Here is a 13,057-nt window from a genome sequence, read left to right as displayed (position 1 = left end):
ACATAAACCTTACAAATCCGCCTATAATTAGAGCACCCCATTTAAAGGTTAAAATACACTCAATGGTTATATTTAAGCCATTACCAAATCAAGACGCTCAAAATAAACTCTTTAATATTATCAGTTCAATTCCAATGTAAATTAATTGACAGCAATTAATAAGCAAAGCGTAAACACCCATAAAACTTATACTCCTAACATCACCTCGCTTTATTGTTAATTTAACAACAACTCACCTGTAACTTATTTCATGTTAGTGCTTTAGGCTTATTTTAGTTGCTTTTAATAAAATAATACGCATGCAATAATCGCCGGCCCTATAACAAAAGTTATAGGGCTTAGGCTAAATGCACTGTGTATTTAGCTAAAAGTTAATGTATTTAATTATTATAAAATCTCCTTTGGGAAACACATGAAACGTCATAATTTACTTTCTACTAGCATTAAATGTGCATTGATTACTGCTGCTGCAACAGCGAGTAATTCTGTGCTTGCACAAGATGAGCAAGCGACAAAAATTGAACGCGTTGAAGTAACGGGTTCGCGTATTTTACGTGAAGGCGCTATTGCACCGGCACCAGTAACAGTTATAAGCGGCGAGCAGCTAATTAATACTGGCGCTGTAAACATTGGTGAAGCGCTAAACAACTTACCAGCACTTGGCAATACATATTCAATGGCTAACTCAGGCCGCTTTATTGGTACTGCTGGTTTAAACATTCTTGATTTACGTAACATGGGTACCGACCGTACCTTAGTACTTGTAAACGGTAAACGCCACGTATCTAGCTCAGCGGGCTCTCAAGCTGTTGATACAAATACTATTCCGAGCGTCTGGGTTGAGCGAGTAGAAATCATTACTGGTGGTGCATCAGCTGTATACGGTGCTGATGCGGTTACAGGTGTTGTCAACTTTATTTTAAAAGACAACATTGAAGGTATGGATTTTAGCGTTACCCGTGGTTTTGCCGATTTAAACAGCTACAACAACGAAAAAGCTACGTTCTCGTACGGCTCTAATTTTGATAACGACCGTGGTAATGCCGCTTTTGCTATTGAGTACTCAGGCCAAGATTCATTAAATGCACTTGACCACCCTTGGACTAGCACATCTTTTAGCAGCTTACCTAACCAAGCCCAAACGGATGAGAACAAAAATAGTGCTGACTTTCCAGATAAAATTTTAACACCTAATGCGGGTTATTTCGCCATCAATGATGCAGGTGTTTATGCACTTGAAGATCCAAGTAAATTTATTAATAGCTTTAACCCGGATAGCAGTGCTCGTGACTTATACATAGGCAATAACGCAGATCCATATTCATGTGCAGAATGTGACTTTTTTAACCTAGGCCAATTTGAGGAAATACAACCTGAGTTTGAGCGTTACAACGTAAACTTTAAAGTTAACTACGATGTTACCGACGATTTAAACGTCTACTTTGATGCAAAATACGTAAACAGCCAAGGCGAAAGCATAGGTCAACCTGCGTTTTTCTTTTTTGACAGCGACAACAGCATTAAAATTAATAACCCTTACCTAGACCCAGATATCAAAGCGCGTATGCAAGAGGAAGGCGTTGATTCAATCATGATTAACCGCATGATGAGTGACCTTGGCCGCCGCGTTGAAAATAATACCCGTGAAACAACCCGTTTTGTTACAGGCTTAAAAGGGACTGTGTTTGAAGATTGGGAATTAGATACATCAGTTGTGTATGGTCAAACTGACTTAGAGCGCGAAAATGGCGCTAATATGATTTTAGCCAACTACTTTAATGCCCTTGATGCCGTTGAAGATGCAGATGGCAACATCGTATGTCGCAGCGCTGCAGCACAAGCTGATGGCTGTGTACCGGTTAACATTATGGGTTTTGGCGCACCATCTCAACAAGCGATTGATTACATAAATACGGTATCTGTAGGTACGTCAACTATTAAGCAAACCGTGGTTTCTGGTTCACTTGCCAATGGCGCTATTTTTGAATTACCAGCAGGTTATGTAGGTGTTGCGTTTGGTGCTGAATACCGTAAAGAAGAAAGCGAAACAAAAGAGCCAGATAACGCAGAAGGTACATTTTTTAACGCTTTAGGCGAAGATAAAGGCTCGTTTAATGTGCGTGAAGTATTTTTTGAAGCAACTATGCCTATTTTAACTGACTTACCGCTTATTCAAGATTTAGTATTTGATACCGCAGTACGTCATGCTGATTACAGCACAATTGGCGAAGCAACTAGCTGGAAACTAGGCCTTGATTGGACTGTTAACGATGAACTACGTGTGCGTGTAACGCAATCTGCAGCACTTCGTGCGCCTAACATAAGTGAAGTATTTGGTGCAGCAAGCCAAACTTTCTACAACGTAGAAGACCCGTGCCGCGCTGAAAACATAGCTAATTTATCAAATGCAGCAACACGCACTGCAAACTGTGCTGCATTAGGTGTTGCAAGTGACTTTAACTCAGGTTACGACTCAGCCTCTTTAGATGGCTTAACAAGCGGTAACCGTGATGTTAAAGGTGAAGAGTCTACAAGTACAACGGTTGGTATTGTTTATCAACCAGAGTTTTTAGAAAACGCTGTGCTTACTATAGATTACTGGGAAATTGATCTAGAAAATGCAATTGACACAATCGACGCGCAAGAAATACTTGACCGCTGTGTTGATAGCACAACAGGTATAGACAATCAGTACTGTAATTTAATTACACGTAATGCCAGTGGTGAAATTTCGCTGATTCAAAACTCAGTGCTTAACGTAGCTGGTCAAAAGGCGTCTGGTGTTGATTTTGAACTAGGCTATGACTTTGATGCGCTAGAAGGTAGCTTTAAAACACGTTTAATTGGTACTTACTTAATTGAACGTAAAGATTACCCGTTCCAAGATGATCCTAGTTCATATATTGAGTACGCAGGTACAACCGGCGAAGCGAAATGGCAGACTAACCTGTCGGTTAGCTATGCAATGGATAACTTTTATTCAACGGTTGAAACACGCTTTATCAGCGAAGTTGATTTATACACAAATGTAGAGCTTGCGAGTAACTCGAACCCAAGTAACCAAATGTCTTACGGTAAATACTTTATTACCGATATGACAGTGGGTTACAACTTCGATAGCGGCTTAGGCGTTAAAGTAGGTGTTGATAACCTATTTAATCGTAAACTTCCGTACGGTACACGCGGGACAGGCGAAAACAGCGCAAGTTACGATAACATTGGCCGCTTTGGCTACATTAACTTAAGCTACAGCTTATAATTAGTAACAACGTTTATTAATTAAGTTAAAGGCTCGCACTGCGAGCCTTTTTATACCAATGCGCTTAATTAAGTGAGCTATTTTACAAATTGGTATTACTGCACTTTATTTAATATTACTTAACCATACACTTTGATATGGCTCTAGCTCTATAGTGAGTTGATCCTCGGTAATTGTTTGATTAGCCACTAAATCAAACCACTGCTGGGTGTTAATTAAATTTAAATCTGCAAGGGTAAGTACTTGTGGTTTATCACTTATGTTATAAACGCAAAATATACTTTGGCGCCTGTCTATACTTTGCCGCCAAAAACCAAATAACCCCCCCGCTAAGTGCAGCGTAAATTGCGTGGCATTAGGATGAAATGCACTTTGTTTTTTTCGAATACCTAATAAATGCTTAATACCATTAAACACTTTGTGATGATGGCTATATTTATCACCTAAAGCCGATAATAGTTTTGACTCTTGCCAACGATGACGGTTAATTGCACGGTTATGCTGTGAGTTTTCAAAGCGTTCGTAATCGTTCGTTGTGCCAAGCAAGCTATGAATATAAAGCCCTGGGATCCCTTCAAGCGCAAACATAATGGCGTGTGCACACATAAATCGCTCAAGGCCAAACTTATCTTGCCCATTGTGCGTGCCTTGTAATGCATCAAAAAGTGCAATATTTAGTTCATACGGTGTGTGCGTACCATCGTTACTGGTGCGCATTGATACACGCCCGCCAAACTGCATAGACGTACTCACCAATGACGCTACTTCGCTTGGTTGTAACAAGCCTTCTATTGGCCTAAGCCCAATGCCATCGTGCGAGGCAATAAAGTTAAAGTATGTGGTGCCGTTTTGCGCAGGCGGCATACTCATCATCCAATGCTTAATGGCTGTGCTATCTCCACTGAGTAATGTATGCAGTAATAAGGGCGGTAAGGCAAAGTTATAAATACTGTGGGCTTCGTTAGCGTTACCAAAGTAAGAGAGGTTTTCTTGGTTTGGTATGTTTGTTTCGGTAATTATGACAACGCTTGGCTCAGTATGCTCTATTAGGGTGCGAATAAGCCTAACTGCTTCATGCGTTTGCGGTAAATTAATGCAATTTGTATTGAGCTGCTTCCATAAAAATGCAACCGCATCTAGCCTAAACAAACGTACGCCGTTATCTAAATAATGGCGAATAATGCTTATAAATTCTTTTAAAACTTCCGGGTTACCAAAATCAAAATCAACTTGGTCGTGGCTAAACGTACACCATACATGTTTTTCGCCGCTTGGTGTGGTCACCGTATTTAATAGCGGTGACGTACGTGGGCGTACTACATTAGATAAATCATCGGTTAAACTTGCTGTTTTAAAGTAATCTTTGCCGGGGTCTAAATCGTTTAAAAAGTTTTCAAACCATACACTTCGGCTAGAGCAGTGATTAATCACTAAATCTGCCATTAGCTTTACATCTTTGGCAATATTTTTTATGTCTTGCCAATCCCCTAGCGATTCATTTACTTGCACGTAGTTCATTACCGCAAAGCCTTCATCAGAGCTATACGGGTAAAATGGCAATATATGCAAAGCATTAAGCTGCATATCGCACTGCTCTTTTATAAACCGGTGCAAGGTTTTAAGCGGTGCTTCTACAGGTTTTGCAACAGCTTGATCTCCCTCATCGTGCTTAATAATAGAGTCGCCATAGGCTATTAATATAATATCTTGCTCGTCCCAACGGTTAGTATGGGGTGTAGGGTCGCGCAGCGGGCTGTCGCCTAAAATTATAGTTATAAGCTGCTCAGCCAGCTCTGTAATACTTAAGGGCAGTTCAACATCTTTATAAATAATATGTAGATGTTGCTCTACCCGCTGTAAAAATAATTCACTTACTGTATTCACACGCGCCCCTTATTATTGTTTTATTTATTCACTAAATTCTTTATTATCAAGATCAACCGCTTCTCTTAAGCGCTCAAAAACATCTGGCATTGCTGATACAACACGGTTCCAACTTGGCACAAATGGCGCTTCCATTGGGTTATCTAAAAAGTGCTGACCTGCTTCCATGACATTTTTGGCAAACATTTCTACGGCTTTTTCTTCTTGGTGCACATCTAAGGTTAAACCATTCATCAGTGCATCGTTATGATACGTTTCTATAAAGTCTAAACCAATACGGTAGTAAGTTGCTTTTAAAGAACGAATTGTTTCGCTGGTAAAAGTAACCCCTTGTGTGGCTAATTTTCTAAATAGTGCCTTGGTTATATCTATCGACATTTTAGATAAACCGGCGTTTTGGTCATCAAGAGAAAGTTCCTGATGCTTATGATCGTAGTTATCAGCAATATCCACTTGGCATAAGCGATTATGCGAATAATTACGGTACATTTCACTGAGTACGCCAATTTCAAGACCCCAATCACTCGGAATACGAATATCGTTTAGCACATCACGTCTAAACGAAAACTCCCCTGCTAACGGGTATCTAAAGGTATCCATGTACTCAAGGTAGTCGGTATTGCCTAAAATAGTTTTGAACGAGCGTAATAACGGCGTTACTAATAAGCGCGATACTCGGCCATTAATTTTGCCGTTTGCAGTACGTGGGTAAAAGCCTTTACAGAATTCATAATTAAAACGCGGGTGCGCTACAGGGTAAATTAAGCGCGCTAACAAACCTCTGTCGTAAGTTAAAATATCGCAGTCGTGCAGTGCTATCGACTCTACCTCTGAGGTGGCCAATTTATAACCCATGCAATACCACACGTTTCTGCCTTTACCAAGCTCACGCGGTGCAACGCCTAGCTCTTGTAATTCTTTATCAAGCGCTTGCAAACGAGGACCATCGTTCCAAAGCACTTTGTGGTTTTGGTTAAGCTCTTTAAAAAAGCCTAAAGCATGGCGGTATTGTGACTCGTCTGCCCTGTCTAAACCTATGGTAATTTGCGATAAATAAGGAACCTCTCTGAGTTCTTTTACAATGTTTTGCAGCGCTGGGCCTTCAAGCTCACTAAACAACGAAGGGAGTATTAACCCCATTGGACGTTGCTTACTAAAACTAATTAGCTCTTCTTCAAGCGCTTCTACCGGTCTATCGGCGATGTTATGTAAGGTTGTGATGATGCCATTTTGATAAAAATCAGCCATGTGATTTTCGCTCCTCAATAGTATTTAAAATGCTGCTAATACAAGGCAATGTGGTTATTTCTTCAATCCAACCCAGTGGAGCGGGCGATTGCGAATAACGCGCCTTGTTATGTGTTAACTTAACCGGCTTTTTACTGCTTGGGTTATGTATGATAATGGCGATATCAGCTTGCTCTAGCATCTGCTTATCGTTGTCACTATCACCTAGTGCAATTACCGTGAGAGGCTTTCTAAAATGTTGTGAAATTTGTTTAACTAACCACTGCTGTGCAGCGCTTTTATCGGTGTTTTTAGCAATATGTATAAACCGCCCGCCTATTTTTATTTCGTAGCCGAGTGCTTTAACATCGTTTACAAACGCATTAAGTAATTCATCGCTTCCGTGCCAATAAAGTGGGTCTGAAAAATCGCGTGTTTGAGCGCGCCTTGCATGCGCTTCATCAAGCCCGGTGAGGGATGATATTTGCTCGCTCGACAAATCACTAAATAACTTATAATGCGATTTATATTCGCTGCTTAAGGAGTCTAAATCACTAAGTAAGTTAGATAAGGGTGATGCAAATGCATAACACCAATACGCCCCTACTTGCGTGCAGCCAATGGGTTTAAGCTCAAAATAATCTACGGGTAAATAAGCCGCCGCGCCATTTTCAACAATAAAAGGCTGTTGAATATTAAGCTCGTTTTTAAGTTCAACCACTTCGCAAAATGTTTTACTCGTATTAAACACCACAGGAATGTGGGCTGCTTGTAAGTCTTGCAGCAAGCTACTGATATTTTTAGTGTTGTAATCGGCGTGATCGAGTAACGTGCCATCTAAGTCGGTAAATATAATAGGTTGCAGCGTATTGTCGCTGGTTAAGTGCATAGCACTAATATCGCGATTACTATCAAGCTCTATAAGGGCGTTAGCTTTAGCGCTTAGGGTGTTTAAGTTTTCGCGAGTAATACGCTCAAAATGAGAAATAAAGTGCACCAGTTGCTCATCATTCATGGTGCCACCGCCCTCGCCTTTAGCGGCAATAAGCTTTTGTTCTTGCTCTTGTCGCCACTTGAATACATCTTCAAAGCTCGGCGCTTTGAGCATCACCGTGTAACCTATTTTACTAAACACACTTTTGTATTCATTTGCTAGGCAACTGTTTACACAACGACGCCACACGCATTCTTTATCGTGCTGTGTTTCTAACTCGTTTATAGGCTCACTTAAAGAAAATAACGGTTGTGGCTCACTGCCTACGCACCAGCCTTCTAAAATAATAATATCAATGGGTTTATTGTTACATTGCCATGTTTGCTCGGGGCTGCAATCGTCGTGATGCTTGTCAAATTTAGGCAAAGGTACGCCAACCTCTTTTGCAAGTAACCGGCTTATGGTGGTATTCATTAACCCTACATCGTGGGTGCCAGGCACACCGCGGGTGGCAAATAATGGGTGTACGTCTTTGGCAAGTCCTTGGCGGTGTGCTTTAGATAAGTAAAAATCGTCAATAGAAAGTGCGACACTGGTAAACGGCGTGTTGTTACTAAACCAAGTAACTAAAAAATCTGCGAGGGTGGTTTTTCCTGAACCTTGGCAACCATTTATGGCGACAAAAATGGGGGTGTTATTTTTTTTTGATTCTAGAATATCGTGTGCAAGCGGGATAAAAAATTGCTCACTAAGGTACTGATACTTTAAAGGCAATTGGTGCTTTGCTAAAAATGGGGTTATATCCACAATACTGGCCTCTGACATAGTAACTCCTTATATTATGAAGTAACAAATGCAGGTACTAGACCACTATTATTTTTATTTAATTATTAGTGACTTACAAAAATAGCGCAATTAGCATGCGCTATTTTGGTGCGTAAATTTTACATACAGTGCAAAATTAATCAGTTTCTGGTTCGGCTTTTGGCAATACTAAGTTAAGCACAATACCTAAAATGGCGCACAAGCTAACCCCTTCTAAGCTAAATTGGCTGCCCCCAATGTGCATACCGCCAATACCGCATACTAATATAAGTGCCACAATACTTAAATTACGGGGTGCAGTTAAGTCATCCCCAGATTTAACCAACGTATTTAAGCCCACTACCGCAATTGAGCCAAATAACAAAATCATTATGCCGCCCATCACAGGTACAGGAATAGTTTGTAAACCAGCGCCCATTTTTGCCACAAAGGCCAGTACCACAGCAATTATGGCAGTCCACATCATTACTTTAGGGTTAAAGTTTTTGGTAAGCATCACTGCGCCAGTTACTTCAGAGTAAGTAGTGTTTGGCGGACCACCAAATAAAGAGGCAGCGGCAGTGGCTAAGCCATCACCAAATAAGGTGCGATGTAAGCCTGGTTTTTTTAAAAAGTCTTTATTGGTTACTTGGCTAATAGCCATCATATCGCCAATATGCTCAATAGCAGGTGCAATGGCAACAGGCACCATAAAGAGAATTGCTTGCCACTTAAATTCGGGCCATGTGAAGTTTGGTACAGCCAACCAGCTCGCTTCGTTTACGCTACCAAATTCAACCACACCCATTACCAGTGATAAAACATAACCCGATATAACACCGGCTAATATAGGGATCAGCTTATATACACCTTTGCCCCACACAGCAAAAATAAGTGTTACAACAAGAGAAAACAGCGAAATAATAATGGCTTTATCGTAAGCAATAAGTTCAATACTGCCGTCGCCACTTTTACCCATTGCCATATTTACCGCAACCGGTGCAAGGGCTAAACCAATCACCATAATAACGGGGCCTACAACCACAGGCGGCAAAATTTTATGAAGTGTTGCCACCCCTTTAAATTTAACCAATAGCGCTAACAGCATATAAGCACAGCCCGCAGCCATTAAACCACCCATGGTGGCTGGTACGCCCCACATTTGTACTGAGGCAATAATAGGCGCAATAAACGCAAATGATGACGCTAAAAATATAGGCACCTTGCCTTTCGTAACCACCTGAAATAATAAAGTACCTATACCCGCTGTAAACAAAGCGACACTTGGGTCAAGCCCCGTTAATAAAGGCACTAACACTAACGCACCAAATGCTACAAACAACATTTGGGCGCCGGTTAAAATGGTTTTTATAGAAAATGTAGAATTATTTTGCACGGTTAAACCTTAGTAAACCGTACCGAAAATTTTGTCACCTGCATCACCAAGCCCTGGGATAATGTAACCCTTTTCATTTAAATGGCTATCAACTGAGGCAGTAAAAATCTCAATATCAGGGTGAGCGGCTAATGTTTTTTCAACACCCTCAGGTGCAGCAACCAGTACAATTACTTTAATGTCTTTACAGCCGGCTTTTTTAAGCATATCAATTGTAGCAATCATTGAGCCGCCAGTTGCAAGCATTGGGTCTATAACTAAGCTTAAGCGCTCATCAATATTGCCTACTAACTTTTCAAAGTAAGGTACTGGCTCAAGCGTTTCTTCGTTACGCTCAAGGCCCACTACACTTACCTTAGCCGCTGGGAGTAATGACATTACGCCATCCATCATGCCAAGGCCTGCGCGTAAAATAGGCACAACAGTAATTTTTTTGCCTTTAATGTGCTCTACTTTTAATTTGTTGCCGTCCCAGCCAGTAATTTCGTTATCTTCTAACTGTAGGTTTTTAGTTGCTTCGTAGGTTAATAAGGTACCTACCTCAGAGCATAATTCACGAAAGCTTTTAGTACTTATACCGTGAGCGCGCATTAAGCCTAATTTGTGTTGAACTAGAGGGTGTGAAATTACGTGAATTGACATGATAAAAACCTACTGATACTAGAATTGGCGGTATTTTATATTAAAAAAGGTCATTTGACCTGCAATTTTAAATAAGTTTTCATAGATCGTGCCAAAATGTATTGATTTGCTTGATATTTATGCAAGCGACACACTACTTTATGTTTATAAATTGTTATCCGATAACGTTATATTTACTTGCGCCATCATGTAGCTATTTATTTTAAAATGAGTTGGGCTCCAACCCGCTAAAAAACGATAAAAATCGGCCCAAGCTAATGGCCATAATACATGCCACTTTGCAATCACGTCATCAGCATTTATTTGCGGTTGATTCACTAAAAGCGCATTTTTTAATTGGCTAAAGTAGTAACGTAAATACTCATCGGCGCAGGTATGTAACTGCTCGTCGTTTAAGCAGCTGGTCATAAAATACATTACATCGCAAATCCCTACCCCAGCCCCAACATACTGAAAGTCATAAGCGAGAATTTCACTTTGCTCATTTGCAGCAAAATTGGCAAGTTTAGCATCGCCATGTATCAAGGTTTTGTAGGGTGATGCTTGCAGTGTTTTATCAATTTTATGAGCCGCATTTTTAATATCGGACTTTTCGTCAGCGCTTTGTTTTAACTTATTAAACTCATCTGGCCGTGTGCTCAAATGCCAATAGTTCCCTTCTTGCCATAAGCCCTTTGCAGGCTTATTTAAATTAAAGGCATGAAAAGATGCTAACCAGTTTAGTATTGCCTTTATATGCTGGGAGCTTGCTTGAGCAAAACCATATTGAGTAAAGTTTTTAAATACTAACGCATAATCATCACCATCATTAATTGCATTAATACAGGTAATACTTTTAGCGCTTGTCGGTAAGTACGCGCTGTATAACCTATAAAAATTATATTCAACTTTATAAGACTGCTGCTTTCTCTTTAATGCAAATTCGCTTTGCTTAATTTTTGGATGGTTTATGTAGCTTGGTATTTTAATCGCTTTAATAACACATGGCTCGGCATCAAGCATGCACTCGACAATACTGCCACACCCGCTCCAAAGCGATGTTAGCGTATCGCCCATTTCAATGTGTTTAAAATGAGGCTGTAAAAGAGGAAGATAAAATGCCATAGCTATATTAAGTCATTAAGTTTTTTATAGTTTAACATTAGAAGGTATTTTTAATAAAACGATAGCATCCATAGCCCCTTTCTTTTTAAAGTGACACCCACTTTAATTTCTACAAAGTGAATTACAAAAAGTTAAAGTTACCTAATGAATTTATGTTTTTTAACTGTCCAAAAATAATTTGAGTTTTAAAATAGAGGTATTACTAAATAAACCTCAAATGCCAGCCACAAAAAAACCTACATTATGTAGTTGGAGTGCTCAAAAAGTGATTTGGCTCTAAGCGAATAACTTTGCGCAGTTACTGATATTCGCTCGCCGCTTTCGGTTTAAGTTTTCGCAATACCCTTCTTGTGAGGCTGGCCTGCCCACTGCACCATGAAATATGCGCGTAAATTGTGTGGTGAGTTTTAACCAGTTTTCTGATGATATATTAAGCCTTTCTAACAAAGGAAGGGTCATATTATCTATATGCCCGTGCTTATCCTCTCGCATTACTCGCCCTGTTAGCTCAACGAGTTCAAGGTACGATTTAAGCTCAAACGGCAGCCCTTTAGGCATTACTTGACGTGGCATGCCTACAAAGCGAAGTAGTTGCTTTGGCTGCTTGCCTTCTTTTGCACATATTAAGCGTACTTGAGCGCTGGTATGGTCTGACTCTTCTGGCGTGTTAGCCATCTTGGCTCTAATGGGGTTTAAATCTACATAGGCCATACACGCTGCAAGTGCTGCTTCATCAAGGAGTGCTTGTGATTTGAATCTACCTTCCCAGAACCTCCCTGTGCAGTTATCTTCTTTATTTGCTCTACGCGCTATATTTTCATTTAATAGGCGCATAAACCAGCTGATACTTGCTAAACGTTCTCGGTATTGTTTTACCGTTTGATTGAAAAAGATGAGTTCAACTTTACTTAGCTTCTCGCCTTGTATGTATTTTTGCGTTAACAATGTGCCTTTACAGAGTTTATGCCAGCGAATAACAATCGCTTTATCATTCAGCCTATTTGCTTTTTTATCATCTACATACAGTACTAAATGGGTGTGATTGCTCATTACGGCATAAGCGCACACATCAATACAAAATACCCTAGCTAATTCACCCAGCTTATCTTCAACCCATCCTCGTCGATGCTCGTAACATTGACCAGTGAAACGGTCTTCGCCACATAAAAATGCACGACGAACACACCGTGAAACACAATGATAGTATTTTGTATCAACCAAACTTACTTGTCGCTTTCTTGCAATTGCCATAAGACACTCTGCTTATTTTTCGCACTAAATAAAAGCTAGCCTTTAATTGCGTTAAGTGCAAAATTTAAGATGGGTGTCTAGTTTATTACTAGCTAATTCACCCAGCTTATCTTCAACCCATCCTCGTCGATGCTCGTAACATTGACCAGTGAAACGGTCTTCGCCACATAAAAATGCACGACGAACACACCGTGAAACACAATGATAGTATTTTGTATCAACCAAACTTACTTGTCGCTTTCTTGCAATTGCCATAAGACACTCTGCTTATTTTTCGCACTAAATAAAAGCTAGCCTTTAATTGCGTTAAGTGCAAAATTTAAGATGGGTGTCTAGTTTATTATTCTCTAAATAAAAGCTAGCCTTTAATTGCGTTAAGTGCAAAATTTAAGATGGGTGTCTAGTTTATTATTCTTTCTTGCAATTGCCATATGACACTCTGCTTGTTTTTTACACTAAATAAAAGCTAGCCTCTAATTGCCAGATTCAAGGTCGAAGTGCACCACCTTTACTAAACTATAAGTTCAGGAGGTGTGCCATGGGTACCCAATATTCA

At 40.1% G+C, this 13,057-nt stretch carries 8 protein-coding genes and 1 pseudogene; 1 reads left to right on the top strand and 8 read right to left on the bottom strand.

Translation table 11 applies throughout. The annotated features are described in order from the left end of the window. The first annotated feature begins 412 nt into the window (after positions 1-412). The gene (locus MSC25_RS11640) at positions 413-3,259 is read left to right on the top strand and encodes a TonB-dependent receptor (protein ID WP_248443498.1); all 2,847 of its coding nucleotides are present in this window, start codon (positions 413-415) and stop codon (positions 3,257-3,259) included. A 105-nt stretch (positions 3,260-3,364) separates the two neighbouring features. Here MSC25_RS11640 and MSC25_RS11635 read toward each other — a convergent pair whose 3' ends face one another. From MSC25_RS11635 to MSC25_RS11600, 8 genes and pseudogenes are all read right to left on the bottom strand, one after another. After that, entirely contained in the window at positions 3,365-5,143 is a 1,779-nt protein-coding gene (locus MSC25_RS11635; RefSeq protein WP_248443497.1) for a sugar phosphorylase, read from the bottom strand. Between the two features lie 24 nt (positions 5,144-5,167). Continuing rightward, entirely contained in the window at positions 5,168-6,391 is a 1,224-nt protein-coding gene (locus MSC25_RS11630; protein WP_029771978.1) for a hypothetical protein, read from the bottom strand. Then, positions 6,384-8,129, bottom strand: coding sequence for an HAD-IIB family hydrolase (locus MSC25_RS11625; RefSeq protein WP_248443496.1), 1,746 nt, complete (start codon positions 8,127-8,129; stop codon positions 6,384-6,386). Before MSC25_RS11625 ends, MSC25_RS11630 begins: the two co-directional genes overlap by 8 nt. Positions 8,130-8,265: 136 nt before the next feature. Beyond that, positions 8,266-9,504: a uracil-xanthine permease family protein gene (locus MSC25_RS11620; protein ID WP_054981874.1), complete on the bottom strand. Its 1,239-nt coding sequence runs from the start codon at positions 9,502-9,504 to the stop codon at positions 8,266-8,268. A 9-nt stretch (positions 9,505-9,513) separates the two neighbouring features. After that, positions 9,514-10,146, bottom strand: a complete 633-nt coding sequence (gene upp / locus MSC25_RS11615) for a uracil phosphoribosyltransferase (protein WP_004586497.1) — start codon at positions 10,144-10,146, stop codon at positions 9,514-9,516. 144 nt (positions 10,147-10,290) lie between these two features. Beyond that, positions 10,291-11,250: an ecdysteroid 22-kinase family protein gene (locus MSC25_RS11610; protein ID WP_248443495.1), complete on the bottom strand. Its 960-nt coding sequence runs from the start codon at positions 11,248-11,250 to the stop codon at positions 10,291-10,293. Positions 11,251-11,526: 276 nt separating this feature from the next. Further along, positions 11,527-12,501, bottom strand: a complete 975-nt coding sequence (locus tag MSC25_RS11605; protein ID WP_248443494.1) for a transposase — start codon at positions 12,499-12,501, stop codon at positions 11,527-11,529. A gap of 90 nt (positions 12,502-12,591) precedes the next feature. Further along, positions 12,592-12,756, bottom strand: a pseudogene (locus MSC25_RS11600) (transposase); the annotation flags it as partial. Positions 12,757-13,057 lie beyond the last annotated feature (301 nt).

Origin of the sequence: Pseudoalteromonas sp. 1CM17D, assembly GCF_023161805.1 — a bacterium.
Taxonomy (GTDB): Bacteria; Pseudomonadota; Gammaproteobacteria; order Enterobacterales; family Alteromonadaceae; genus Pseudoalteromonas; species Pseudoalteromonas atlantica.
This window is presented reverse-complemented; position numbering and strand designations above follow the sequence as displayed.

Bases quoted from the DNA above. Each gene is read 5' to 3' on its own strand.
- MSC25_RS11640 (WP_248443498.1), top strand. From the start codon at position 413: ATGAAACGTCATAATTTACTTTCTACTAGCATTAAATGTGCATTGATT.
- upp (WP_004586497.1), bottom strand. From the start codon at position 10,146: ATGTCAATTCACGTAATTTCACACCCTCTAGTTCAACACAAATTAGGC.
- MSC25_RS11605 (WP_248443494.1), bottom strand. From the start codon at position 12,501: ATGGCAATTGCAAGAAAGCGACAAGTAAGTTTGGTTGATACAAAATAC.
- MSC25_RS11625 (WP_248443496.1), bottom strand. From the start codon at position 8,129: ATGTCAGAGGCCAGTATTGTGGATATAACCCCATTTTTAGCAAAGCAC.
- MSC25_RS11630 (WP_029771978.1), bottom strand. From the start codon at position 6,391: ATGGCTGATTTTTATCAAAATGGCATCATCACAACCTTACATAACATC.
- MSC25_RS11610 (WP_248443495.1), bottom strand. From the start codon at position 11,250: ATGGCATTTTATCTTCCTCTTTTACAGCCTCATTTTAAACACATTGAA.